We start from the raw sequence: 23,889 nt of genomic DNA, 5'->3' as shown, positions 1-23,889 counted from the left end.
GCTCTGCGAAGTTTATTCCAGCTTTTAAAACGATTTGCAGCGCTTTTCAGCAAATTGCCGAAAAAACAGGCATAAACCTTCTGCGGCAGAGGTCACTGTCAGTTAAGCACAGAAAAAGAAGTGGCGCTATGCTGACGCTCTATTTAGAATCGCCAACCATGAAAACCAATACTCCAGCAGTTCAAATTGTGACTATCGCCGCCGATGACGCGGGGCAGCGCATCGATAATTTTTTACGCACGCAGCTAAAAGGCGTGCCGAAAAGCATGATTTATCGCATTTTGCGCAAGGGCGAAGTGCGGGTAAATAAAGGACGCATTAAGCCGGAATACAAGCTGGAAGCCGGGGATGAAGTGCGTATTCCACCGGTTCGGGTCGCAGAACGCGAAGAAGCGGCCGTTTCGCCAAAGCTGGATAAGGTGGCCGCGCTGGCGAACGCTATCGTTTATGAAGACGATTATATCCTGGTGATGAATAAGCCCTCAGGCACCGCCGTTCACGGCGGCAGCGGGCTAAGCTTCGGCGTAATCGAGGGCCTGCGGGCGCTGCGTCCGGAGGCGCGTTTCCTGGAGCTGGTGCACCGTCTGGATCGCGATACCTCTGGCATCCTGCTGGTAGCAAAAAAACGCTCCGCGCTGCGTTCGCTGCATGAACAGCTGCGTGAAAAGGGGATGCAGAAAGACTACCTGGCGCTGGTGCGCGGCTCGTGGCCTTCCCATGTAAAAGCGGTGCAGGCGCCGCTGCTGAAAAACATTTTGCAAAGCGGCGAGCGCGTGGTGCGGGTAAGTAGCGAAGGCAAGCCTTCCGAAACGCGTTTCAAAGTTGAAGAGCGTTATGAAAAGGCGACGCTGGTCAAAGCCAGCCCCATTACCGGGCGGACGCACCAGATCCGCGTACACACGCTGCATGCGGGGCATCCGATTGCCTTTGACGATCGCTATGGCGAAAGAGATTTCGATGCTCAGCTGGCGGGAACGGGTCTGAAAAGGCTGTTTCTGCACGCCGCCGCGCTTAAGTTCACCCATCCGAACAGCGGAGAAGTGATGCGAGTGGAAGCGCCGCTGGATGATGAGCTGAAGCACTGCCTGGCCGTATTGCGAAAAACCTCTCCGGCGAAGTGATCTTTAGTGCAGCGTTATTCGACATTGGGCATGGATGCTCAGCGTCAGTAAAGGCAGGTCATAACCGGTTCTGGCAATCGTCAGCGGTAAAGACGGTTCGCCAGTGAGAGATAACGGACGATCGTATGTCTTAAATAATATGCCTTCAATAAATCAGTGATAAATTGCAGGCCCTGTTTTTAAGCGATTCCTCCCTGGCGCTACGCTAAGGCTAATGGCGGGAGGCGCTGTCCGGATAAGCGAACCGAGCGTGTCAGGGATGACGTTTTTTGCGTGTCCCGGTTCCGGATGGCCCCTCCCGCTTTCTTACAGGCTAAAGCGACTTAGCCCATGGGGACTTACGTATAGCCTTGAACCTCCTGACAAGCCAGAAACGACCTGCCAGCCTCAAAATTTCTGACCAGCCAGAAGCTGCCGAGCCGACAGGATCCTAACCTGCCAGCGGATCCATTCCCGCCTCGCGCAGCATTTCGCAAAGCGCGATTAGCGGCAGCCCGACCAGCGTATTAGGATCGCGGCCCGTTAATCTGTCGAACAGCGTAATACCTAATCCTTCGCTCTTAAAGCTGCCTGCACAGCCCAGAGGCTGCTCTTTGCGAACATAATTAATAATCTCCTGCTCCGTTAATAATCTGAAATCCACGCTGAAAGGTTCGCAGATCGCCTTTATGCTTTTCGTCCGGCTATTAAAAAGCGCAAGGCCGGTATAAAAAATCACGCTATGGCCGCTGGCCTGGCGTAACTGCTCGCAGGCTTTCTCTTCCGTATGCGGTTTTCCGGTTATTTTACCGTCTATTACGCAAACCTGGTCGGAGCCTATAATCAGATGGTCAGGATAGCTTGCCGCCAGCGCGCGGGCCTTCTGGCCGGCAAGGCGCTGCACCAGATCTATCGCAGATTCGCCGGTCTGCGGCGTTTCATCCACCTCCGGCGCTGCGGTAATAAAAGCGAGGCCCAGTTTCTCAAGCAAGGCTTTTCTGAAAGGGGAGGTTGAAGCCAGAACCAGCTGTGTCATAATTTTTTCCGGAATAGATAGCGCAGGAGTGCAGGACATTTTAAACTATGCGCCGCACTGGTTGCGAATAATGGGTGAAAGATGCTGTTAAACGGCCTTTTTCTTTGACTCTAACTCGTTACAAAGTTAATATGCGCGCCCTATGCAAAAGGTAAAATTACCCCTGACTCTCGATCCGGTTCGCACCGCTCAGAAACGCCTGGACTACCAGGGCGTTTACACCCCTGAACAGGTGGAGCGTCTTGCCGAATCGGTAGTGAGTGTGGATAGCGATGTAGAATGTTCGATGTCGTTCGCAATCGACAATCAGCGTTTAGCGGTGCTGAAAGGCACTGCGGCGGTCTCCGTTACGCTGTGTTGTCAACGCTGCGGCCAGAACTTTCCGCATTCTGTCCACGTAACGTATTGCTTCAGCCCGATCGTCAATGACGAGCAGGCGGAGGCACTGCCGGAAGCGTACGAGCCGGTCGAAGTCAACGAGTTTGGCGAAATCGACCTGCTGGCGGTGGTGGAAGATGAAGTTATCCTCGCCCTGCCGGTCGTTCCGGTGCATGATTCTGAACACTGTGAAGTGTCCGAGGCGGACATGGTCTTTGGCAAGTTGCCTGCAGAGGCGGAAAAACCAAACCCATTTGCCGTATTAGCCAGTTTAAAGCGTAAGTAATAGGAGTAAGGTCCATGGCCGTACAACAGAATAAACCAACCCGTTCCAAACGTGGCATGCGTCGTTCACACGATGCGCTGACCACTGCCACTCTTTCCGTAGATAAAGTTTCTGGCGAAACGCATCTGCGTCACCACATCACTGCGGATGGTTACTACCGCGGTCGCAAGGTCATCGTTAAGTAACTCACGGCCCAGCCGGCGATACTTTGACACGTTTGACCCTGGCGATTGATGCCATGGGCGGGGACTTCGGTCCCTGCGTGACAGTGCCTGCGGCAATGCAGGCACTGGCGTCCGATCCGCAGCTACATCTTCTTCTGGTCGGCGATCCCGACACACTCACGTCATTACTCGCAAAAGCTGATTCCGCGCTCCGGGAACGTCTACAGATTATTCCTGCCGAGTCGGTTATTGCCAGTGATGCCAGACCGGCACAGGCTATTCGTCATAGCCGGGGTTCCTCAATGCGCGTGGCGCTTGAGCTGGTAAAAGAAGGACAGGCCGACGCCTGCGTCAGCGCAGGCAATACCGGCGCGCTGATGGGGCTGGCCAAGCTCATGCTCGGATCGTTAAACGGTATCGAGCGTCCGGCGCTAATGACCGTGCTGCCCAACGTACGGGCTGGCAAAACGGTGCTGCTGGATTTAGGCGCTAACGTGAATTCCGATAGCGCTATGCTGGTGCAATTCGCGATAATGGGTGCGGTCATGGCGGAAGAAGTGCTGGCCATCAGCCGACCGCGCGTTGCGCTGCTGAATATTGGGCAGGAAGAAACCAAAGGTCTGGAAACGATTCGGGACGCCGCAGGTATTCTGCGTGACGCGCCGGAAATTAACTATATTGGATACCTCGAAGGCAACGAACTCCTTACCGGGAAAACGGACGTCCTTGTGTGCGATGGTTTCATCGGCAACGTCACGTTAAAGACAATGGAAGGCGTGGTCAGAGTGTTTCTTTCGCTGTTGCAATCGCCAGAAGGTAAAAAAAGGGCCTGGTGGCTGTCGCTGCTGGGGCGTTTGCTGAAAAAACGCCTGGCTAAGCGCTTCGGTCATCTTAACCCCGACCAGTACAATGGCGCCTGCCTGTTAGGGCTACGCAAAACCGTGGTAAAAAGTCACGGCGGCGCCAGCCAGCGCGCATTTGTTGCGGCGATAGAACAGGCAGAGCAGGCGGTGCGGCGGCAACTTCCGGATAGGATTGCCGCCCGCCTTGAAACTGTATTACCTAAGAGTGACTGAGCGGACATGTATACAAAGATTATCGGTACGGGCAGCTATTTGCCTGAACAGGTGCGGACTAACGCCGATCTGGAAAAAATGGTGGATACGTCGGACGAGTGGATTGTCACCCGTACCGGTATCCGTGAACGTCGCATCGCTGCGCCCGACGAGACCGTGGCGACGATGGGCTTTCATGCCGCCGAGCGCGCGCTGGAAATGGCGGGTATCGATAAAGACGATATCGGCCTGATTGTGGTGGCAACGACCTCCTCCAGCCACGCCTTCCCAAGCTCCGCCTGCATGATCCAGCAAATGCTGGATATTAAAGACGCCGCGTCTTTCGATCTGGCGGCGGCCTGTGCGGGCTTCACCTACGGCCTGAGCGTCGCCGATCAGTACATTAAAAACGGTGCGGTAAAAAATGCGCTGGTGATTGGTTCCGACGTGCTGGCGCGTATGCTCGATCCTGAGGATCGCGGCACGATCATTCTGTTCGGCGATGGCGCGGGCGCCGTGGTGCTTGGCGCCAGCGAAGAGCAGGGCATCATTTCCACCCATCTGCACGCCGACGGCCGCTACGGGCAGCTGCTGACGCTGGCTAACCAGGATCGTGAGAATCAGGCACAGCCTTCTTACGTCACCATGGCCGGCAACGAAGTCTTCAAAGTTGCCGTGACGGAGCTGGCGCATATCGTTGAAGAAACGCTGCAGGCCAATAACCTTGAGCGCGAAGCGATTGACTGGCTGGTGCCGCATCAGGCCAACCTGCGTATTATCAGCGCTACCGCGCGCAAGCTGGGTATGGAAATGGATAAGGTCGTGGTCACGCTCGATCGTCACGGCAACACGTCTGCCGCCTCTGTGCCGACCGCGCTGGATGAAGCGGTGCGCGATGGCCGCATCAAGCCAGGTCAGCTTATTCTGCTGGAAGCCTTTGGCGGCGGTTTCACCTGGGGCTCGGCGCTGGTTCGTTTTTGATTAACAGGATATAACAATGACGCAATTTGCTATGGTTTTTCCAGGTCAGGGTTCGCAGACCGTGGGTATGCTGGCCGAACTGGCGGCAGAAAACGCGCTGGTAGAACAGACGTTTCGCGAAGCTTCCGACGCGCTGGGTTACGATCTGTGGGCGCTGGTGCAAAACGGCCCTGCTGAAGAACTGAACAAAACCTGGCAGACGCAGCCCGCTCTGCTGGCTGCATCTGTTGCTATTTTCCGCGTTTGGCAGGAAAAAGGCGGATCTCAGCCTGCAATGCTGGCAGGACACAGCCTGGGCGAGTATAGTGCGCTGGTTTGCGCAGGCGTGATCGACTTCAAAGAAGCGATCAAACTTGTCGAACTGCGCGGCAAACTGATGCAGGAAGCGGTGCCGGCAGGCACGGGCGCCATGCAGGCGATTATCGGTCTGGACGACGCGGCTATCGCTAAAGCCTGCGAAGAGTCGGCGCAGGGCGAAGTTGTTTCTCCGGTGAACTTTAACTCGCCGGGTCAGGTTGTTATCGCGGGCAACAAAGCGGCGGTAGAACGCGCTGGCGCAGCCTGTAAAGCCGCTGGCGCAAAACGTGCGCTGCCGCTGCCGGTTAGCGTCCCGTCGCACTGCGCGCTGATGAAGCCCGCTGCGGACAAGCTGGCCGTCGCGCTGGAGGCGATTGTCTTTAGCGCGCCAACCGTGCCGGTCGTCAACAACGTGGATGTTAAGTGCGAAACGTCGCCTGAAGCGATCCGCAGCGCGCTGGTTCGCCAGCTCTACAGCCCGGTTCGCTGGACTGAATGCGTAGAGTTCATGGCGCAGCAGGGCGTTACGTCGCTGCTGGAAGCAGGGCCTGGCAAAGTGCTGACCGGCCTGACAAAACGAATTGTAGACACCCTGACGGCAACGGCGATCGGCGATGCGGCCAGCCTGTCAGCGGCGATCGAGCAGTAAAAAGAGGATGAAGATGAGCTTCGAAGGAAAAATTGCGCTGGTGACCGGCGCGAGCCGCGGCATTGGCCGTGCGATTGCAGAAACCCTGGTCGCGCGTGGCGCGAAGGTGATTGGTACCGCTACCAGCCAGAGCGGTGCGGATGCAATCAGCGCTTATCTGGGCAGCAATGGCAAAGGCCTGCTGCTGAATGTTACCGACAGCGCGTCTATTGACGAAGTGTTGGGAAATATTCGCGCAGAATTTGGCGAAGTGGACATTTTAGTCAATAATGCTGGCATTACGCGTGATAATCTTCTGATGCGTATGAAGGACGACGAGTGGCAGGATATCCTGGACACTAATCTGACTTCCGTATTCCGCCTGTCAAAAGCGGTAATGCGCGCTATGATGAAAAAACGCGTGGGCCGAATTATTACCATTGGCTCCGTTGTTGGAACAATGGGTAATGCGGGTCAGGCAAACTACGCGGCAGCAAAAGCGGGTTTGATCGGCTTCAGCAAGTCACTGGCGCGTGAAGTCGCGTCACGTGGTATTACCGTTAACGTTGTGGCTCCCGGTTTCATTGAAACCGACATGACGCGTGCGCTGACTGAAGAGCAGCGTGCGGGCATCCTGGCGGAAGTGCCGGCGGGTCGCTTAGGCGGCGCGCAGGAAATCGCCAGTGCCGTTGCATTTTTAGCCTCTGACGAGGCGGCGTACATCACTGGTGAGACGCTGCACGTCAACGGCGGAATGTATATGGTCTGATAATCGCGAAAACTATTTGCGTTATTTGCGGTAATGCCCGCAAAATAGCGTAAATTCGTGGTTTGACCAGCCGGGATTTAGTTGCATCTTTTTCAACATTTTATACACTACGAAAACCATCGCGAAAGCGAGTTTTGATAGGAAATTTAATAGTATGAGCACTATCGAAGAACGCGTTAAGAAAATCATTGGCGAGCAGCTTGGCGTTAAGCAGGAAGAAGTTGTTAACACTGCCTCTTTTGTAGAAGATCTGGGCGCTGATTCTCTTGATACCGTTGAGCTGGTAATGGCTCTGGAAGAAGAGTTTGATACCGAGATTCCGGACGAAGAAGCTGAGAAAATCACTACCGTTCAGGCTGCTATTGATTACATCAATGGTCACCAGGCGTAAGTGAGCATCTCCAGGCGGTCGCTCGACCGCCTGAGTTTTATCTGTAGGTCCCACTGATTCTCTTTTATCCCCTCCCTGGAGGACGAACGTGTCTAAGCGTCGTGTAGTTGTGACCGGTCTTGGCATGTTGTCTCCTGTCGGCAATACCGTAGAGTCTACCTGGAATGCTCTTGTTGCCGGTCAGAGTGGCATCAGCCCGATCGACCATTTTGAAACCAGTGCCTACGCAACGCGTTTTGCTGGCTTAGTAAAGGATTTCAACTGCGAGGAGTTTATCTCGCGTAAAGATCAGCGCAAGATGGACGCCTTCATTCAATACGGCGTTGTTGCTGGTATGCAGGCTATGCAGGATGCCGGTCTGGTCATTACTGACGAGAACGCGCACCGTATCGGCGCCGCTATCGGCTCCGGCATCGGCGGTCTTGGTCTGATAGAAGAAAACCATACCTCGCTGGTGAACGGCGGTCCGCGTAAAATCAGTCCTTTCTTTGTGCCTTCCACTATTGTGAACATGATTGCCGGTCATCTGACTATCATGTACGGCATGAAAGGGCCGAGCATTGCCATTTCTACCGCCTGTACAACCGGTGTGCATAACATTGGTCAGGCTGCGCGTATGATTGCCTACAACGACGCCGACGTCATGATTGCTGGCGGCGCAGAGAAAGGCAGTACGCCACTGGGCATTGGCGGCTTTGGCGCGGCACGTGCGCTTTCTACCCGTAACGACAATCCTCAGGCGGCAAGCCGTCCGTGGGATAAAGACCGTGACGGCTTCGTGCTGGGCGACGGGGCAGGTATCGTCGTGCTGGAAGAATACGAACATGCTAAAAAGCGCGGCGCGAAGATTTACGCCGAGCTGGTTGGCTTCGGCATGAGCAGTGATGCTTACCACATGACCTCGCCGCCGGAAAACGGCGCGGGCGCGGCGTTGGCAATGGAAAACGCCCTGCGCGATGCACAGCTGTCGCCGGAAAAAATCGGCTATATCAACGCACACGGCACCTCGACGTCTGCGGGCGATGTGGCAGAAGCGCAGGCTGTGAAATCCGTATTTGGCGCTGCGGCGTATGACGTAATGGTCAGCTCCACAAAATCCATGACCGGTCATCTGTTAGGCGCGGCGGGAGCAGTAGAATCCATCTACTCTATCCTTGCACTGCGCGATCAGGTCATTCCGCCTACCATCAATCTGGATAACCCGGATGAAGGTTGCGATCTGGATTTTGTGCCGCATACGGCGCGTCAGGTTAAAGGACTGGAGTACGCTCTGTGCAACTCCTTCGGGTTTGGCGGCACTAATGGCTCGCTGATCTTCCGGAAAATCTGATTGTCTGTTGTGAAAAAAGGCCCGCAAATGCGGGCCTTTTTTGTATAGTATTCACGCCTGTTTTATTATCAATTCAGCATCTTAGATGTTTTCTGGTACATCACGGCTCCTCTGGAATCCACAGATGTAGTCCTCTGCATTCGTTTGTTGATGCGCGTCCGATGCACTCTGTATTAACCCGGCCAGCAGGTGAGCGCACTTAAACAGAAGTCCAGTCTTCTAATCGACTAAATTGTCACTCGCGCGCGGGTTTTTATACGCCTATTAAAGTGTCGCCTGTTGCTTACTGAGTCGTTCAGACCTGGCCGCCATTGCAGCGTACGCACCCCTGTAATTTGACAGAATAAATAGTTTGCAGACAAACCAGCACCGCGCCGGGTGTGCTTGCGTAATTCCAGCCAAAATTTTCTACAGTGGGCTTGATTCTGAAAGGAAAAATAGTCGATGGAAGGGATGTGATTTCCTGGTTATTATTTGGGCTACCTTGATGGAAAGGAGCTCCATAAATGAGTAAACGGCAAAATATAATTGACGGTCGCCAAAGTCATTTAAGATATGGATTGATTTATACTGAAGTACTTGGATGGGTCGATCTCGGTCATGCGCAGGGTAGCGATATTAAAAGCCTGTTGAGAAAAATCGATAACGGAGAACACTCAGGTCAGGCGTGCTATGACGTTTCTTATTCGCAGGCTATGGTTGACCCGACTCACTCTTACAGGACAGGTAAATTTATAACCTGGCGCATTAAAAAAGGGCGTTCTAATTCTGAACGGCAAAGTATTGCACTGGCAATGATGATGTCGCTGGCACGGAAATTTGAAGGTTTGCAGGCCTCGTTTCCGTTTAATCTTATGACGGATAGTGGATTTAGCGGGGAAGATTTGGTTTCAGATTTACTGGGGTTCTACCGCGTCATTTCCAGCCACGATGTTTTTTCAGCATTACGACCTGTTAGTAAGAAAGAGGCGCTCAGGCGTTGGGATCATTACGGCCCAATAGGATCCTTTAAAAACGATTCATTTTCACCACTTCTTTTCCCCGATCCTGAAAAATCCCCTAATGCCAGGCCGCATAAAGGTGTATTACCTGATTTTATGAACTGGGTCAGGCCGTGGGATGACTTTCATTCCGGGAAGGTCAGTATCGCTTCCGCTGATGGTTCGTACATTGATAAAGCAAAGGGAGGCACATTACCCTATGCGTAAATCGTTGAAGATACTTTGTCCCATTTTTATAGTAGCTATTGCCGCACTTGCCTGTACCTGGCCTTACATAAGGATGGAGTTTGCTGGTAGCGCACACTATACCGAACAGGATAAACGTGAATACAATTTTTATACGCCTGATATCCTCAAAAAAATGCCGCGTATTTCCTGTCGCTATGACTTCGATTTTGCCAACATTACCGGCCCGGCAACGCACGTCTATGCAATAAAATTTTATGATACTGCGGATACTCATATAATTAATAATTATCTGGCTTCAGCCGGTTATAAGCAACAAAATGAATGTGATGCAGAGTCAGTGTGCTGGCGTGGCTCAGATCCTCTGGAAATAATTTATGTCGGAGTATTGAGAGGGGAAAAAACCGTCATTGTGCAGGTTGTTTACAATTTTACATAATGTTAGCCTGCTGGCCTGAAAATGAGTATGGAAAGAAACATAATCTATGAAGTAAAATTATTTATGTTTTAGTAGGTTAGTTTTATTTTCAGGCCCGCAAAAGCGGGCCTTTTTTGTTTTAACGTCTCGCTGCTTTGAGGATTCAAAAGGGCGTGGATCTGCGTAAGGATGCAGGTAAGCTTGCGCGTAGCAAATAAGGAGAGCAGATGATCTGGATAAACGGCCAGCCTCAGGAGCATTTGTCCGTCAGGGATCGCGCCGTACAGTTTGGCGATGGCTGTTTTACTACGGCCCGTATAGAGCAGGGTAAAGTCTTTGACCTGCGCGCGCATCTTGAACGATTACAGCAGGCCTGCGAGCGCCTGCTAATCCGTGATGTTGACTGGCAAGCCTTGCGGCAAGAGATGAAGATAGCCGCCGCGACGCGTACAACCGGCGTGCTTAAAGTTATTGTTTCTCGCGGTGTCGGCGGCCGGGGCTACAGCGCCAGCGGCTGCCAGCAGGCTTCACGCATCATTATGCTGTCGGACTATCCGACGCATTATCATCAGCTGCGCCAGACGGGCGTAAGGCTGGCGCTAAGCACCATCCGTTTGGGCCGCAATCCGCAGTTAGCCGGTATCAAGCATCTTAATCGCCTGGAACAGGTACTCATTCGCACAGAGCTTGAGCAGACCGGCGCTGACGAAGCGCTGGTCCTTGACACTCAGGGGCTGCTGGTGGAATGCTGTGCGGCAAATTTATTCTGGCGTAAAGGCGAGGAAGTTTTTACCCCCGACGTGACGCAGGCCGGCGTAAACGGTATCCAGCGTCAGCGGGTGATGCGGCTGCTGGCCGCGCAGGGTGTCAGAGTCAGGGAAGTCAGCGTACCGCCACAGATCCTCGAACAAGCGGACGAAATTTTTATCACCAATGCGCTGATGCCAGTGCTGCCGGTAGTGGAGATAGACAACCGGTTTTATCGCTCAAGAACGTTGTTTAATCGGATCAATGAGCACGATTTTCAGGGAAATTTATGACAGTAAAACGCAAACTAGTCGGCGGGATCGTCGCGCTTGTTATCGCCGGTTTGGCTTTCAGCTACTGGCAAATTAAGCAGCTGGCCGGTTCGCCGCTCTCGATTAACCATGAGACGATTTTCACGCTTCCGGCCGGATCGGGCCGCGTGGTGCTGGAAGCCGAGCTGAACAGGCAAAAAATTATTCCGCATTCCATCTGGTTTGGCTGGCTGCTCAAGCTGGAGCCGGAGCTGGCGAATTTTAAAGCCGGTACCTATCGCTTCACGCAGGGTATGACGGTACGCCAGATGCTGGCGCTGCTCTCCAGCGGTAAAGAGGCGCAGTTCCCGATCCGGTTTATCGAAGGGTCGCGGATGCAGGAGTGGCTGGCGCAGCTGCGCGCAGCGCCCTATATCAAACACACGCTGGCTGACGATAAACTGACCACGCTGGGTCAGACGCTGAAAATGTCGGAGCAAAACGTCGAAGGCTGGTTCTATCCCGATACCTATTCCTACACCGCCAATACCACGGACGTGGCGATCCTGGAGCGGGCTCACGGCCAGATGGTAAAAATCGTCGATACGCTGTGGCAGAACAAAGCGGACGGGCTGCCCTATAAAGATAAAAATGATTTGTTAACCATGGCGTCGATTGTGGAAAAAGAGACGGCGTTGGGCGAAGAGCGCAGCAAGGTCGCTTCGGTATTTATCAATCGTCTGCGGCTGGGAATGCGTTTGCAGACCGATCCGACCGTGATTTACGGTATGGGCGACAGCTATAAAGGCACGCTGACGCGCAAGGATCTGGAAACGCCGACGGCCTATAACACCTATGTGATTGCCGGCATGCCGCCGGGGCCTATCGCCACGCCGGGCAAAGCCTCGCTGGAAGCCGCGGCGCATCCGGAAAAAACGGACTTCCTTTATTTTGTTGCGGACGGCAAAGGCGGACACACTTTTACCACTAACCTGGCGAGCCACAATCGCGCGGTCCAGGCGTGGCGCCTGCTGCTCAAGGAAAAAAATGAAAAGTAATTTTATCGTTATCGAAGGGCTGGAAGGCGCGGGCAAAACGACCGCTCGGGATACCATCGTTGCGACGCTTAAACAGCACGGCATTGAGGATATCGTCTTTACCCGCGAACCGGGCGGCACGCCGCTGGCGGAAAAACTCCGCGAGTTGATCAAGCAGGGGATTGAAGGCGAGCAGATCACCGACCGCGCGGAGCTGCTGATGCTTTACGCGGCGCGAGTGCAGCTGGTGGAGAATGTCATTAAACCGGCGTTGGCGCGCGGCGCCTGGGTGGTTGGCGATCGCCACGATCTCTCTTCTCAGGCCTATCAGGGCGGCGGGCGAGGCATGGATATCCGTCTGATGGCGCAGCTGAAACAGAGCGTACTGGGTGATTTCGCGCCTGATTTGACCCTCTATCTGGACGTGACGCCAGAAATCGGTCTGCAACGCGCCCGCTCGCGAGGCGCATTAGATCGGATCGAACAGGAGTCGCTGAACTTCTTTACCCGCACGCGTGAACGCTATCTGACGCTGGCCGCCGCGGACGAAAGCATTAAAACTATCGACGCCACGCAGGATATAGAGGGCGTCTCCGCCGCTATCCGACAGACGCTGGCGCAGTGGCTACAGGTACGGTCATGATCTGGTATCCGTGGCTTAACCAGCCTTACCGGCAGATCGTCGGCCAGCATCAGGCCGGACGCGGACACCACGCGCTGCTGCTCCAGGCGCTGCCGGGCATGGGCGATGCCTCGCTGGTCTGGGGGATCAGCCGCTGGCTGATGTGCCAGCGCAGAGACGGGCTGAAAAGCTGCGGAGAGTGCCACGCCTGTCGTTTGATGCAGGCCCATACGCATCCGGACTGGTACGAACTGACGGCGGAAAAGGGCAAAAGCTCGCTGGGTATTGATGCGGTGCGCGGCGTTACGGAGAAGCTCTTCCATCATGCCCAGCAGGGCGGAGCGAAAGTGGTCTGGCTGCCCGATGCCGCTCAGCTGACGGAGGCCGCCGCCAACGCGCTGCTGAAAACGCTGGAAGAGCCGCCGGTGAACACCTGGTTTTTGCTCTGCTGCCAGCAGCCTTCACAGCTGCTGGCCACGCTGCGCAGCCGCTGTCAAAGCGTTCACCTGGCCGCGCCGGACGAGACGCAAAGCCTGAGCTGGCTGCAAAAGCAGGCTGGCGCATCACAGCAGGATTGCCTGACCGCGCTGCGGCTAAGCGGCGGCGCGCCTGCAGCGGCGCAAACGCTGCTGGAAAAAAGCTGGGCGGCGCGGCAGGCGCTGTGCGAGGCGCTGCCGGGGGCGCTGCAAAAAGATATGCTATCCTTGCTGCCCGTTCTGAACCACGACGACGCGGCGGCGCGTACCGGCTGGCTTTGCGCGCTGCTGGTGGATGCGCTGAAATGGCAGCAGGGCGGCGGGCGCTTTATCGCCAATGCCGACAGCCAGACGCTGGTGGCGGAGGTTGCCCGTCAGCTACCGGCCAGCGCGCTGGATGAGAGCATTCGCCAATGGTTCCTGTGCCGCGATCGCCTGCTGAACGTGGTGGCCGTAAACCGTGAACTCTTATTGACCGACCAGCTGCTGGCGTGGGAGCAAATGCTCCATGCTTCCGTGGTCGGCTAACGAACCAGAGAATAATTATGTTTTTAGTAGATTCCCACTGTCATCTTGACGGCCTGAATTATGAAAGCCTACACCGCGATGTGGATGACGTGCTGGCGAAAGCCGCCGCACGCGACGTGAAGTTTATGCTGGCGGTAGCAACCACGCTGCCCGGCTATAAAGCGATGACCGACCTGATTGGCGATCGTCCCAACGTGGCGTACTCCTGCGGCGTGCATCCGCTCAATCAGGATGAACCTTATGATTTTGCCGAGCTGCGCCAGCTGGCCGCCGACGAGCGTGTTATCGCCATGGGCGAAACCGGGCTGGACTACTACTATCAGAAAGAAACCATGGCGCAGCAGCAGGCCTCTTTCCGCGAGCATATTCGCATCGGTCGCGATCTGAATAAACCGGTTATTGTGCATACGCGCGATGCGCGCGAGGATACGCTGGCGATCCTGAAAGAAGAGAAGGTGGAAGGGTGCGGCGGCGTACTGCACTGCTTCACGGAAGATCGGGAAACGGCGGAAAAGCTGCTGGATATGGGCTTTTATATTTCGTTTTCCGGCATTGCCACTTTCCGCAATGCGGAAACGATCCGCGAGGCGGCACGCTATGTTCCGCTCGATCGCATGCTGGTGGAAACCGACTCGCCTTATCTGGCGCCCGTGCCTTACCGCGGCAAAGAGAATCAGCCAGCTTACACGCGCGATGTAGCGGACTATATGGCCGTAGTGAAAGGCGTCAGTATTGAAACGCTGGCCGAAGCCACCACAGCGAATTTCTCCCGCCTTTTCCACGTGCCGATGAGCCGCCTTACAGACTAACCGCTTTATTTTATTGCTCGTAATAAATTTGTAAAAAAAGCAGTTCGTATCGCCTCTTTGCGGGCGATACGGCTTTTCAATGGGCAAAAACTGGCAAATTTCCGGGAATTAAACTACATAGCAGGCGGTTGTTCAGTGAAACGTGATAACCGTCAAACAAATGCTTTCGGAATTATTTTACAGTTCGTAATAAATCACGAGGGCGCAAAGCGCTCCACCCATAGCGGGTCCTCCCCCCGTTATATCGCGTTGAAAAGCGCGTAAAGCACCCATACTCAGGAGTTTCACACTATGTTCAAAAACGCATTTGCAAACCTGCAAAAGGTCGGTAAATCGCTGATGTTGCCGGTATCGGTGCTGCCGATTGCCGGTATTCTGCTTGGCGTAGGCTCCGCCAACTTCAGCTGGCTGCCCGCCGTTGTCTCTCACGTTATGGCGGAAGCAGGTGGATCCGTCTTTGCCAATATGCCGCTGATTTTCGCCATCGGCGTGGCGCTGGGCTTTACCAACAATGACGGCGTCTCTGCGCTGGCGGCGGTGGTGGCCTACGGCATCATGGTAAAAACGATGGCGGTCGTAGCACCGCTGGTGCTGCATATGCCAGCCGGGGAGATCGAAGCGAAGCATCTCGCCGATACGGGCGTATTGGGCGGTATTATCGCCGGTTCGATAGCAGCCTATATGTTTAACCGCTTCTACCGTATCAAGCTGCCGGAATATCTCGGCTTCTTTGCGGGTAAGCGCTTTGTTCCAATTATCTCCGGTTTCACGGCGATCTTTATCGGTATCCTGCTTTCCTTTATCTGGCCACCAGTTGGTACCGCCATTCAGGAATTCTCACAGTGGGCCGCCTATCAGAACCCGGTAGTCGCTTTCGGTATCTACGGCGTAATTGAGCGTTCTCTGGTGCCGTTTGGTCTGCACCATATCTGGAACGTGCCTTTCCAGATGCAGATCGGCGAGTTCACCAATGCGGCTGGTCAGGTTTTCCACGGCGATATCCCGCGCTATATGGCAGGCGACCCGACCGCGGGCAAACTCTCCGGCGGCTTCCTGTTTAAAATGTACGGCCTGCCTGCGGCAGCGATTGCTATCTGGCACTCCGCTAAACCAGAAAACCGTGCGAAAGTGGGCGGCATCATGATTTCCGCCGCGCTGACCTCGTTCCTGACCGGCATCACCGAGCCAATCGAATTCTCCTTTATGTTCGTGGCGCCAGTCCTGTATGCGATCCACGCTATCCTGGCCGGTCTGGCTTTCCCTATCTGTATCCTGCTGGGGATGCGCGACGGCACCAGCTTCTCGCACGGCCTGATTGACTTTGTGGTGCTGAGCGGCAACAGCAGCCGTATCTGGCTGTTCCCGATTATCGGTATCCTGTACGGTCTGGTTTACTACACCGTGTTCCGCGTGCTGATTGTTAAATTGAATCTGAAAACGCCGGGCCGTGAAGAAACTTCAACGACGCAAACGGCAGGTAATTCCAGTGAAATGGCTGCTAACCTGGTAGCCGCTTTCGGTGGTAAAGAGAACATCACTAACCTTGATGCCTGCATCACGCGTTTACGCGTCAGCGTGGCGGACGTATCCAAAGTGGATCAGTCCGGTCTGAAACAGCTTGGCGCAGCGGGCGTGGTCGTGGCGGGTTCCGGCGTTCAGGCCATTTTCGGCACCAAATCCGATAACCTGAAAACCGAGATGGATGAGTACATCCGCAAGCAGTAATCAATCGGTAAGATAAAACAAAAAGCCCCACCTTCGAGTGGGGCTTTTTTTATCCGGCGTAAATGTCAGCCGCCAAAAAGGCCGCGATTCATCCATCCAATCCAGACAAGCGCCAGCAGCACCAACACCAGCATCGGCATAATCGCTCCGTCTCAATACGGCAGCTGACATCGGACCGCCGTCTCTTCTTGCTATCCTTGTAACACCCGAAACAGGCAAACGTTACTCGCGCAAAGCGTCACGTAAGGCGTTAAATCTGCGGTCAGCGCCGCGAAAAGCGGCAGACAGTAAAGAAAAGCCAGCGGAAGGTTGAAAGAAAACAAATATCTCGCTCATACTGCCGTAACTCATCTCATAGCTTAAGGACATGCATCATGGCTGAAGAAACGATTTTCAGTAAAATTATCCGCCGCGAAATCCCGGCCGATATTGTTTATCAGGACGAGCTGGTCACGGCCTTTCGCGATATCTCGCCAAAAGCGCCGACGCACATTCTGGTCGTGCCGAATATCCTGATCCCTACCGCCAACGATGCGGTGGCGGGGCATGAAGCCGCGCTGGGCCGGATGATTGTGGTGGCCGCGAAAATCGCTAAACAGGAAGGGATCGCCGAGGACGGCTATCGTCTGATCATGAACTGCAATCAGCATGGCGGACAGGAAGTCTATCATATCCATTTGCATCTGGTTGGCGGTCGTCCGCTGGGCCCGATGCTGGCTGAATAACGTGCCGGAGGCACTATGATGCGGATTATCGTCCTGGGCGCCATGCTGGCGTTGCTGAGCGGCTGCGCCAGCGATCGCACGACCATTGATACTTCGCAGTCGCTGGTTATGGAATCATCGGTACTGTCGGCGGGGATCCTTACCGGCGAGCCGGTGATATCGGAGCATGAAGGGCAGCAGCGAGGCGCTTCGCAGCTCTATAACCAGCAGGAAAAACCCGTTACGCTCTACTATCGCTTTTACTGGTATGACGATAAAGGGCTGGAAATTCTGCCCTTCGAAGCGCCTCGCAAGATTACGGTCGCGCCGCATAGCAGTGTTGAAATATCGTCGCAAACGGGTAACCTGACGGCCAGTAAGGTTCGCCTTTACCTGTATCTGTAGGAGATTATTGCGTGGAAAGGAAGATAGCTAAACTCTCGGGCGTCATGTTGCTGGCGCTTATTCTTAGCGGCTGTGTGGTGCAACAGCAGCAACAGCCCGCGCCCGTCGAGCCGGTGCAGCCGGTTCCCGAACAGCCGCAGCCCGTGCCGACCCAGCCGCCGCCGCCGGAAACGGTGCCGCAGCCGCCTAAAATGCGGTCGATTAACTGGGATGCCAGCGTAACGCCGCTGGTGGCGCAAATGCTGAAAGCGGACGGCATCACGCCCGGTAGCGTATTGCTGATCGACGGCGTGAAAAACAGCACCAACGGCAGCCTGCAACGCGCCAAAGCCACCGCTTCGCTGCAAAGCGCGCTGCAAAATAACACCCAGTTCAAGCTGGTGACGCCTGAACAGCTTGCTACCGCTAAACAGACGCTGGGACTGTCAGCCGAAGACAGCCTGAGCTCGCGCAGTAAAGCCGTCGGCCTGGCTCGCTACGTTGGCGCACAGTATGTGCTCTATACCAACGCTAAGGGCGACGTAAAATCGCCGGAACTGCAAATGCAGCTGATGCTGGTGCAGACTGGCGAAATCATCTGGTCGGGTAACGGTGTCGTACAGCATTGATCCCGCACTGAGCAGGCTGATTAAACAACGATTTCCGGCGGAGCGATCCGCCGGTTCTTTTTTTCCGCTGCACGGCCTGACGGGGCTGACGGCAAAGGTGGAGCTGGAAAGGGCGACGCTGCTGGCCCGCCATCAGCGACAGGATAATCCCGTGCCGGGTGTGGATCGCCAGCGTGAGTATCGTATTTTACGCAAGCTTTCCGGCTGCGATCTCGCGCCTGCCGCCTGCGGCTATGCTGATAACTGGCTGCTGCTGGGCTGGCAGCCGGGCGAGGCGCTGAGCGAGGCGGCCTTTCCCGGCGCGCTGGACGCGGTTGTCAGCGAGCTGGCAAGGCTGCACCAACAGCCGCTCAGCGGCTATCCTTTGCAGCTGCAAAAGCTGCTGGAGCGCTACTGGCAGCTCAGTCGGCCTGCACGGCGGCACTGCGGCTGGCTGCGGGCATTGCAGCGGCTACAGCGGCGCGGCGAGCCAAAACCGCTGCGGCGGGCGCTGCTGCATATGGATGTGCATCCGGGCAATCTGATCCGTCAGCAAAATAGCCTGCGGCTGATTGACTGGGAGTATGCCAGCGATGGCGATGTCGCGCTGGAGCTGGCCGCGCTGGTTGCAGGAAACGCGCTGGATGCTGAGCAGCAGCTGGCGCTAACCGAGCGCTATGCCGCGCTGCAACGGCTGGATGCGGCAAGGCTACGGCAGCAGATGGCGCGCTGGCAGCCCTGGCTGACGCTGCTGGCGGCAAGCTGGTACGAGCTGCGCTGGCAGCAGAGCGGCGAACAGACGTTTTATACGCTGGCGGCACAGGCCTGGCAGCGAGTTCGATCATAAGAGGTAATCTGTGGGACCGGTAATGTTAGATGTGCTCGGTTACGAGCTGGACGCGGAAGAGCGGGAAATTTTACAGCATCCGCTGGTGGGCGGGCTAATCCTGTTTACCCGCAACTACCACGATCCTGAGCAGCTTCAGGAGCTGATCAGGCAGATCCGCGCGGCCTCGCGTCATCGCCTGGCGATCGCGGTCGATCAGGAGGGCGGGCGCGTGCAGCGCTTCCGCGAAGGCTTTACGCGCCTGCCTGCGATGCAATCTTTTGCCGCGCTGAACAGCGAAGCCGAAGCGGCAAGGCTGGCGCAGGAAGCGGGCTGGCTGATGGCTGTCGAAATGATCGCGATGGATATTGATATCAGCTTCGCGCCCGTACTGGATATAGGACACGGCAGCGCGGCAATCGGCGAACGCAGTTTCCATGACGATCCTGCCGTGGCGCTGGCGATGGCGCGCCGTTTTATTGATGGCATGCATGAAGCGGGTATGAAAACCACCGGCAAGCATTTTCCCGGTCACGGTGCGGTAAGCGCGGACTCGCATAAAGAAACGCCGCGCGACGATCGTCCCGAAGCGATGATTCGTCAGCACGATATGCAGATCTTTAAGCAGCTGATTGACGAAAACAGGCTGGATGCGGTGATGCCTGCGCACGTTATCTATACTCAGGTAGACCCGCATCCGGCCAGCGGTTCCTCGCACTGGTTGAAAAAAGTGCTGCGCAAAGAGCTGGGTTTCGACGGCGTGATTTTTTCCGACGATCTGTCGATGGAAGGCGCAGCGATTATGGGCAGCTATGCCGAACGCGGTCAGGCTTCGCTGGACGCCGGCTGCGATATGATCCTGGTCTGCAACAACCGTCAGGGCGCCGTCAGCGTGCTGGATAATCTGTCGCCGATCAATGCCGAACGCGCTACGCAGCTGTACCATCGTGGCACGTTTACCCGCCAGCAGCTGCTGGCTTCGCCGCGCTGGAAAGAGAGCAGCCAGGCGTTAAGCAAGCTGCAAACCCGCTGGCTGGAGCAGCGAGGCTGACGCATACACCACAGGAGAAGGGCGATGATCATCTATCTGCACGGGTTTGATTCAACCAGTCCCGGCAATCATGAAAAAGTGCTGCAGCTGCAGTTTATCGATCCCGATGTACGGCTGTTGAGCTACAGCACGCTGCATCCTAAACATGATATGCAGTATTTGCTGAATGAAACCCACAAGCTTCTGAGCAGCAGCGACGATGAACGCGTGCTGATCTGCGGCGTAGGGTTAGGCGGTTATTGGGCCGAGCGCATCGGCTTTCTGAACGATATCCGTCAGGTAATGTTCAATCCCAACCTGTGGCCAGAAGAAAACATGCCGGGCAAAATCGACAGGCCTGAAGAGTATGTGGATATTGCCACCAAGTGCGTCAGCAACTTTCGGGAAAAAAACCGCGATCGCTGCCTGGTGATCCTCTCCCGACGCGACGAGGCGCTGGACAGCCAGCGTAGCGCGTCAACGTTGGGTGACTATTATGAAATCGTCTGGGATGACCACCAGCCGCATAAATTCAAAAACATCTCCTCGCACCTGCAGCGGATCAAAGCATTTAAAACGCTGGGCTAACCGCTAACGCTCGCCCGCCTTATCCCGGCGGGCAGCAAACGTTCACAAGCTTTTCTTCATCGGTCACTGCTCCGGCATAATATTACTCGTGGCGGCGGCCTGGCCGAATGTTGCTAACGTCGCTGATATCCCTGTCCGGATACGCCGCGCTTTCATGTTCCACAATCACCACGCTGTTATTCGGCATGTCAGCCAGCAGAAAGGCTACCGCGCCTGCCTGGCTATGACCACGTAATTGACTGTTTATATCAGCATCCTTTCAAACCAGCCTTTTTAAATAGCCGCTGTGTAGCTCATGTACGCACCCGTAAATAGCGATGTCTCTTCCCGCTTTGATTGCTGATTTAACAGGCCAGGCATTAATTAAATTCACCGCCTGCGCCATAAGGTGGTATTCGGTTAATTTTTCCTTCCCTGTCGTGGCTATTTTCATTTCAGGCTGGAAAACAGCCATCCAGTCGTTAAGCGAGTCGTACAGTTTTTGCAGATAGTGGGTTAACGGATCGGAAAAAAGCGGCGCGTTGACCTGCTGCAACGCCAGCGCGGCCTGGATACCGTCGCAGTCGTAGTGGCCGCACAGGATCAGGGTATCAATCTGCAAATGCCCGAGCGCGTATTGCAGCACGCTCATCAGGCTCTCATCCTCTTCCAGCACCATATTGGCGATATTACGGTGCACAAAAAGCTCACCGGGATGAGCGTTAGTTAATACCTCGGCGGGCACCCGGCTGTCCGAGCAGCCTATCCATAGCGCCTGCGGCGGCTTGGCGGCCATCAGATTTAAAAAGTAATTTGGATCGCGGTTTGCCTGCTGCTGCGCCCAGCTGCGGTTTTGTGCCAGCAGTCTGTTCAATATCTTCATTCCTTTTCCCTCTTCCTTTTTCGGCAGAATAGCCGGAATAGCTTAAGAGGATATTAATAACTAAGCCTGCTGCAAGTTTTTCAGGGTAATTACTATTAAATATGCCGGGTTTTTTATTGGAGCTTGATTTGGTTTTTTTAGTATATATTTAAATACGATTACCACAGGTGATTGCAGGACAATAAAATAAACTGAAAAAGGGGACGTCATATTTACTCCACCCAATCGGAGCGGGTATCGGTCAATTATTCCTGTTGAGTCGCATTATCAGAGATAAAAAATCACTCAGGTGGTGAAATAAACGCCTTGCGGACGCACCTTATCCTCCCCGAAACACGGAAAATTATTCAGCAAAAACAGCGTGCTAATAAGAAATGGTTGAAAAAAATTGACCTGTATCAATTTTTACAGGACGGCCGATTTCCCGCGTGCTATTCTGCCTGCAGATAGCGAATAAATCGCCAACCCTATGTTAATTAAGGATATTATTTAACCTTTAATTAACGACTGGTTCACAATTTAAGGGGGTCGTTTGACTACACCAATGAAGAAGATTGTTATTGTCGGCGGAGGAGCCGGCGGGCTTGAGCTGGCGACACAGCTTGGTCAGAAACTGGGACGGAAAAAAAAGGCGGAAATAACCCTGGTGGACCGTAATCACAGCCATCTCTGGAAGCCGCTGCTGCACGAAGTCGCGACCGGATCGCTGGATGAAGGGATTGACGCGCTGAGCTATCTGGCCCACGCCCGCAATCATCACTTCCAGTTCCAGCTGGGCACGCTGACCGAAATCGATCGGGACAATAAAAAATTACAGCTGGCGGAAATCCGCAACGAGCAGGGCGAGCTGCTGGTGCCGGAACGCGAAGTGGCGTACGACACGCTGGTCATGGCGCTGGGCAGCACCTCCAATGACTTCGGCACGCCGGGCGTTAAGGATCACTGCATTTTCCTGGATAACCCGCACCAGGCGCGCCGTTTCCATAATGAAATGCTGAACCTGTTCCTGAAATTCTCCGCCAGCGAAGGGCGCCAGGAGCAGGTGAATATTGCTATCGTCGGCGGCGGCGCGACCGGCGTAGAGCTTTCCGCCGAGCTGCATAACGCGGTGAAACAGCTGCACAGCTATGGCTATAAAGGTCTGAACAACAGCGCGCTGAACGTCACGCTGGTAGAGGCGGGCGAGCGTATTTTGCCTGCGCTGCCGCCGCGCATTTCCACCGCTGCGCATCAGGAGCTGACTAAGCTGGGCGTACGCGTGCTGACGCAGACGATGGTGACCAGCGCCGATGAAAATGGCCTGCATACCAAATCGGGCGAGTTTATCAATGCCGATCTGATGGTCTGGGCGGCGGGTATCAAAGCGCCGGACTTTATGAAAGAAATTGGCGGGCTGGAAACCAACCGTATTAACCAGCTGGTGGTACAGCCAACGCTGCAAACGACCCGCGATCCGGATATCTACGCGATTGGCGACTGCGCTTCGTGTGCGCTGCCTTCTGGCGGCTTTGTGCCTCCTCGCGCGCAGTCAGCGCATCAGATGGCGTCGCGCGTGCTGGATAACATTCTGGCACAGATGAAAGGACGCGAGCAGAAAGCCTATATTTATAAGGATCACGGCTCGCTGGTTTCGCTCTCGCGTTTCAGCACGGTCGGCAGCCTGATGGGCAACCTGATGCGCGGTTCAATGATGGTTGAAGGACGCATCGCGCGCTTTGTCTATATTTCGCTTTATCGTATGCACCAGGTCGCTCTGCACGGCTACTTTAAAACCGGCCTGATGATGCTGGTGGGCAGCATTAACCGGGTTATCCGTCCGCGCCTTAAGCTGCACTAAGTAAAATCAGGACCGCCTGATCTATAGTAACAGGGCTTATAACGATACCGTCGTTATAAGCCCTTCTTCTGCCGCATCCCTCCTAAGAACTCTCTTAAAAGCTTTTGCATTTGACTTTAAACATTTATTTCGTCCTGAATTCTTATTGTCATAACTGGTCCTGATAAGCACACTTTACCGGACAAAGCGCGTCGCGTATGGCCCGGACTCTGCGGCTGGCGACGATGCGTAATAACCGTTTCAGGAGACAGCCCTGTGAATAAATCAATGTTGGCAGGTATCGGAATTGGCGTAGCGGCCGCGCTGGGCGTTGCCGCTGTAGCAGGCATGAATGTATTCGAGCGTGAGCCGCAGTTTGCTCAGGTGCTCTCCGCCACGCCAATTAAAGAGACGACGAAAAATCCGCGTCAGGAGTGCCGTAACGTCACGCTGACTCACCGGCGTGCCGTGCAGGATGAGAACCGTATCGCCGGTTCCGTACTGGGCGCGGTGGCGGGCGGCGTGCTGGGTCATCAGTTTGGCGGCGGACGCGGACGCGATGTGGCTACCGTAGCGGGCGCGCTGGCAGGCGGATACGGCGGTAATCAGGTGCAGGGCGCTCTGCAGGATCGCGATACCTACACGACCACCGAACAGCGCTGCAAAACCGTTTACGATAAGCAGGAAAAAACGCTGGGCTATGACGTCACCTATAAAATTGGCGACCAGCAGGGCAAAATCCGCATGGATAACGACCCGGGGACACGCATCCCTTTAAACAGCAACGGTCAGCTGATCCTGAACAGCCAGAACCAGGCATAAGTTGCCCGGCCTCTGCTAAAGCATGACGCTCGGC

General features: G+C 55.0%; 27 protein-coding genes. 25 read left to right on the top strand and 2 right to left on the bottom strand.

Annotated elements, in window-relative coordinates:
- The first annotated feature begins 158 nt into the window (after positions 1-158).
- Positions 159-1,121: a 23S rRNA pseudouridine(955/2504/2580) synthase RluC gene (gene rluC / locus AB6T85_RS03865; RefSeq protein ID WP_253461018.1), complete on the top strand. Its 963-nt coding sequence runs from the start codon at positions 159-161 to the stop codon at positions 1,119-1,121.
- A 430-nt stretch (positions 1,122-1,551) separates the two neighbouring features.
- Here rluC and AB6T85_RS03860 read toward each other — a convergent pair whose 3' ends face one another.
- The gene (locus AB6T85_RS03860; protein ID WP_253454597.1) at positions 1,552-2,136 is read right to left on the bottom strand and encodes a Maf family protein; all 585 of its coding nucleotides are present in this window, start codon (positions 2,134-2,136) and stop codon (positions 1,552-1,554) included.
- 142 nt (positions 2,137-2,278) lie between these two features.
- On the opposite strand from AB6T85_RS03860, the gene yceD reads away from it, so the two are divergent.
- The 22 genes from yceD to ycfP all read left to right on the top strand — a co-directional run bounded on the left by yceD (position 2,279) and on the right by ycfP (position 20,355).
- The gene (yceD, locus tag AB6T85_RS03855; RefSeq protein ID WP_125290775.1) at positions 2,279-2,800 is read left to right on the top strand and encodes a 23S rRNA accumulation protein YceD; all 522 of its coding nucleotides are present in this window, start codon (positions 2,279-2,281) and stop codon (positions 2,798-2,800) included.
- 14 nt (positions 2,801-2,814) lie between these two features.
- A complete protein-coding gene (gene rpmF, locus AB6T85_RS03850; RefSeq protein WP_013025362.1) occupies positions 2,815-2,985 on the top strand; it encodes a 50S ribosomal protein L32 in 171 nt (56 codons plus the stop codon).
- 23 nt (positions 2,986-3,008) lie between these two features.
- Positions 3,009-4,040, top strand: coding sequence for a phosphate acyltransferase PlsX (gene plsX / locus AB6T85_RS03845; protein WP_253454595.1), 1,032 nt, complete (start codon positions 3,009-3,011; stop codon positions 4,038-4,040).
- A 6-nt stretch (positions 4,041-4,046) separates the two neighbouring features.
- Positions 4,047-5,000 (top strand): beta-ketoacyl-ACP synthase III, encoded by a 954-nt coding sequence (locus AB6T85_RS03840; RefSeq protein WP_125290773.1) that lies wholly within the window; start codon positions 4,047-4,049, stop codon positions 4,998-5,000.
- 16 nt (positions 5,001-5,016) lie between these two features.
- Positions 5,017-5,946, top strand: a complete 930-nt coding sequence (gene fabD, locus AB6T85_RS03835; RefSeq protein WP_301252721.1) for an ACP S-malonyltransferase — start codon at positions 5,017-5,019, stop codon at positions 5,944-5,946.
- A gap of 13 nt (positions 5,947-5,959) precedes the next feature.
- Positions 5,960-6,694: a 3-oxoacyl-ACP reductase FabG gene (gene fabG, locus AB6T85_RS03830; RefSeq protein WP_125290771.1), complete on the top strand. Its 735-nt coding sequence runs from the start codon at positions 5,960-5,962 to the stop codon at positions 6,692-6,694.
- 154 nt (positions 6,695-6,848) lie between these two features.
- Entirely contained in the window at positions 6,849-7,085 is a 237-nt protein-coding gene (gene acpP / locus AB6T85_RS03825) for an acyl carrier protein (RefSeq protein WP_004157115.1), read from the top strand.
- An 88-nt stretch (positions 7,086-7,173) separates the two neighbouring features.
- The gene (gene fabF / locus AB6T85_RS03820) at positions 7,174-8,415 is read left to right on the top strand and encodes a beta-ketoacyl-ACP synthase II (RefSeq protein ID WP_125290770.1); all 1,242 of its coding nucleotides are present in this window, start codon (positions 7,174-7,176) and stop codon (positions 8,413-8,415) included.
- 506 nt (positions 8,416-8,921) lie between these two features.
- Positions 8,922-9,623 (top strand): hypothetical protein, encoded by a 702-nt coding sequence (locus AB6T85_RS03815; RefSeq protein WP_369894855.1) that lies wholly within the window; start codon positions 8,922-8,924, stop codon positions 9,621-9,623.
- Complete coding sequence (locus AB6T85_RS03810) at positions 9,616-10,041, top strand: hypothetical protein (RefSeq protein ID WP_369894854.1); 426 nt, start codon at positions 9,616-9,618, stop codon at positions 10,039-10,041. Before AB6T85_RS03815 ends, AB6T85_RS03810 begins: the two co-directional genes overlap by 8 nt.
- Before the next feature lie 206 nt (positions 10,042-10,247).
- Positions 10,248-11,060 carry an aminodeoxychorismate lyase gene (pabC, locus tag AB6T85_RS03805; protein WP_369894853.1) on the top strand — a complete coding sequence of 271 codons (813 nt, stop codon included), beginning with the start codon at positions 10,248-10,250 and terminating at the stop codon, positions 11,058-11,060.
- Positions 11,057-12,076, top strand: coding sequence for an endolytic transglycosylase MltG (gene mltG / locus AB6T85_RS03800; protein WP_253454592.1), 1,020 nt, complete (start codon positions 11,057-11,059; stop codon positions 12,074-12,076). The genes pabC and mltG overlap by 4 nt, the downstream gene beginning before the upstream one ends.
- Positions 12,066-12,698: a dTMP kinase gene (gene tmk, locus AB6T85_RS03795; RefSeq protein WP_253454591.1), complete on the top strand. Its 633-nt coding sequence runs from the start codon at positions 12,066-12,068 to the stop codon at positions 12,696-12,698. Before mltG ends, tmk begins: the two co-directional genes overlap by 11 nt.
- Positions 12,695-13,681, top strand: coding sequence for a DNA polymerase III subunit delta' (gene holB / locus AB6T85_RS03790; RefSeq protein WP_369894851.1), 987 nt, complete (start codon positions 12,695-12,697; stop codon positions 13,679-13,681). Before tmk ends, holB begins: the two co-directional genes overlap by 4 nt.
- Positions 13,682-13,698: 17 nt before the next feature.
- A complete protein-coding gene (locus AB6T85_RS03785; RefSeq protein ID WP_301729736.1) occupies positions 13,699-14,490 on the top strand; it encodes a metal-dependent hydrolase in 792 nt (263 codons plus the stop codon).
- Positions 14,491-14,781: 291 nt separating this feature from the next.
- Positions 14,782-16,215 carry a PTS glucose transporter subunit IIBC gene (gene ptsG / locus AB6T85_RS03780; protein ID WP_253454588.1) on the top strand — a complete coding sequence of 478 codons (1,434 nt, stop codon included), beginning with the start codon at positions 14,782-14,784 and terminating at the stop codon, positions 16,213-16,215.
- A gap of 374 nt (positions 16,216-16,589) precedes the next feature.
- Positions 16,590-16,940, top strand: a complete 351-nt coding sequence (gene hinT / locus AB6T85_RS03775; protein WP_253454585.1) for a purine nucleoside phosphoramidase — start codon at positions 16,590-16,592, stop codon at positions 16,938-16,940.
- Between the two features lie 18 nt (positions 16,941-16,958).
- Positions 16,959-17,324, top strand: coding sequence for a YcfL family putative periplasmic lipoprotein (locus tag AB6T85_RS03770; protein ID WP_253461015.1), 366 nt, complete (start codon positions 16,959-16,961; stop codon positions 17,322-17,324).
- Between the two features lie 44 nt (positions 17,325-17,368).
- Entirely contained in the window at positions 17,369-17,932 is a 564-nt protein-coding gene (gene lpoB / locus AB6T85_RS03765; RefSeq protein ID WP_369895041.1) for a penicillin-binding protein activator LpoB, read from the top strand.
- Positions 17,916-18,758, top strand: coding sequence for a thiamine kinase (thiK, locus tag AB6T85_RS03760; protein ID WP_369894850.1), 843 nt, complete (start codon positions 17,916-17,918; stop codon positions 18,756-18,758). Before lpoB ends, thiK begins: the two co-directional genes overlap by 17 nt.
- Before the next feature lie 10 nt (positions 18,759-18,768).
- Complete coding sequence (gene nagZ / locus AB6T85_RS03755) at positions 18,769-19,788, top strand: beta-N-acetylhexosaminidase (RefSeq protein ID WP_301252738.1); 1,020 nt, start codon at positions 18,769-18,771, stop codon at positions 19,786-19,788.
- A gap of 24 nt (positions 19,789-19,812) precedes the next feature.
- Positions 19,813-20,355 carry an alpha/beta hydrolase YcfP gene (gene ycfP / locus AB6T85_RS03750; RefSeq protein ID WP_253454581.1) on the top strand — a complete coding sequence of 181 codons (543 nt, stop codon included), beginning with the start codon at positions 19,813-19,815 and terminating at the stop codon, positions 20,353-20,355.
- Between the two features lie 259 nt (positions 20,356-20,614).
- On the opposite strand, the gene AB6T85_RS03745 is transcribed toward ycfP, so the two are convergent.
- The gene (locus AB6T85_RS03745; RefSeq protein ID WP_369894849.1) at positions 20,615-21,217 is read right to left on the bottom strand and encodes a carbonic anhydrase; all 603 of its coding nucleotides are present in this window, start codon (positions 21,215-21,217) and stop codon (positions 20,615-20,617) included.
- A gap of 532 nt (positions 21,218-21,749) precedes the next feature.
- Between AB6T85_RS03745 and AB6T85_RS03740 the strand changes: the two genes are divergently transcribed.
- Together AB6T85_RS03740 and AB6T85_RS03735 are read left to right on the top strand one after the other, a co-directional pair.
- Positions 21,750-23,054 (top strand): NAD(P)/FAD-dependent oxidoreductase, encoded by a 1,305-nt coding sequence (locus tag AB6T85_RS03740; protein ID WP_369894848.1) that lies wholly within the window; start codon positions 21,750-21,752, stop codon positions 23,052-23,054.
- Between the two features lie 255 nt (positions 23,055-23,309).
- Positions 23,310-23,855 carry a glycine zipper 2TM domain-containing protein gene (locus AB6T85_RS03735; protein ID WP_125290754.1) on the top strand — a complete coding sequence of 182 codons (546 nt, stop codon included), beginning with the start codon at positions 23,310-23,312 and terminating at the stop codon, positions 23,853-23,855.
- Positions 23,856-23,889 lie beyond the last annotated feature (34 nt).

The organism is Erwinia aeris (assembly GCF_041224955.1).
In the GTDB taxonomy this organism is placed as follows: Bacteria; Pseudomonadota; Gammaproteobacteria; order Enterobacterales; family Enterobacteriaceae; genus Erwinia; species Erwinia aeris.
This window is presented reverse-complemented; position numbering and strand designations above follow the sequence as displayed.

What these genes read in the sequence shown, in the direction of transcription:
- rluC (WP_253461018.1), top strand. Translation starts at nt 159, where the DNA reads ATGAAAACCAATACTCCAGCAGTTCAAATTGTGACTATCGCCGCCGAT.
- mltG (WP_253454592.1), top strand. Translation starts at nt 11,057, where the DNA reads ATGACAGTAAAACGCAAACTAGTCGGCGGGATCGTCGCGCTTGTTATC.
- fabG (WP_125290771.1), top strand. Translation starts at nt 5,960, where the DNA reads ATGAGCTTCGAAGGAAAAATTGCGCTGGTGACCGGCGCGAGCCGCGGC.
- pabC (WP_369894853.1), top strand. Translation starts at nt 10,248, where the DNA reads ATGATCTGGATAAACGGCCAGCCTCAGGAGCATTTGTCCGTCAGGGAT.
- ptsG (WP_253454588.1), top strand. Translation starts at nt 14,782, where the DNA reads ATGTTCAAAAACGCATTTGCAAACCTGCAAAAGGTCGGTAAATCGCTG.
- AB6T85_RS03840 (WP_125290773.1), top strand. Translation starts at nt 4,047, where the DNA reads ATGTATACAAAGATTATCGGTACGGGCAGCTATTTGCCTGAACAGGTG.
- AB6T85_RS03860 (WP_253454597.1), bottom strand. Translation starts at nt 2,136, where the DNA reads ATGACACAGCTGGTTCTGGCTTCAACCTCCCCTTTCAGAAAAGCCTTG.
- lpoB (WP_369895041.1), top strand. Translation starts at nt 17,369, where the DNA reads ATGTTGCTGGCGCTTATTCTTAGCGGCTGTGTGGTGCAACAGCAGCAA.
- ycfP (WP_253454581.1), top strand. Translation starts at nt 19,813, where the DNA reads ATGATCATCTATCTGCACGGGTTTGATTCAACCAGTCCCGGCAATCAT.
- AB6T85_RS03815 (WP_369894855.1), top strand. Translation starts at nt 8,922, where the DNA reads ATGAGTAAACGGCAAAATATAATTGACGGTCGCCAAAGTCATTTAAGA.
- AB6T85_RS03770 (WP_253461015.1), top strand. Translation starts at nt 16,959, where the DNA reads ATGCGGATTATCGTCCTGGGCGCCATGCTGGCGTTGCTGAGCGGCTGC.
- fabD (WP_301252721.1), top strand. Translation starts at nt 5,017, where the DNA reads ATGACGCAATTTGCTATGGTTTTTCCAGGTCAGGGTTCGCAGACCGTG.
- rpmF (WP_013025362.1), top strand. Translation starts at nt 2,815, where the DNA reads ATGGCCGTACAACAGAATAAACCAACCCGTTCCAAACGTGGCATGCGT.
- AB6T85_RS03810 (WP_369894854.1), top strand. Translation starts at nt 9,616, where the DNA reads ATGCGTAAATCGTTGAAGATACTTTGTCCCATTTTTATAGTAGCTATT.
- AB6T85_RS03745 (WP_369894849.1), bottom strand. Translation starts at nt 21,217, where the DNA reads ATGAAGATATTGAACAGACTGCTGGCACAAAACCGCAGCTGGGCGCAG.
- holB (WP_369894851.1), top strand. Translation starts at nt 12,695, where the DNA reads ATGATCTGGTATCCGTGGCTTAACCAGCCTTACCGGCAGATCGTCGGC.
- tmk (WP_253454591.1), top strand. Translation starts at nt 12,066, where the DNA reads ATGAAAAGTAATTTTATCGTTATCGAAGGGCTGGAAGGCGCGGGCAAA.
- AB6T85_RS03785 (WP_301729736.1), top strand. Translation starts at nt 13,699, where the DNA reads ATGTTTTTAGTAGATTCCCACTGTCATCTTGACGGCCTGAATTATGAA.
- yceD (WP_125290775.1), top strand. Translation starts at nt 2,279, where the DNA reads ATGCAAAAGGTAAAATTACCCCTGACTCTCGATCCGGTTCGCACCGCT.
- acpP (WP_004157115.1), top strand. Translation starts at nt 6,849, where the DNA reads ATGAGCACTATCGAAGAACGCGTTAAGAAAATCATTGGCGAGCAGCTT.
- hinT (WP_253454585.1), top strand. Translation starts at nt 16,590, where the DNA reads ATGGCTGAAGAAACGATTTTCAGTAAAATTATCCGCCGCGAAATCCCG.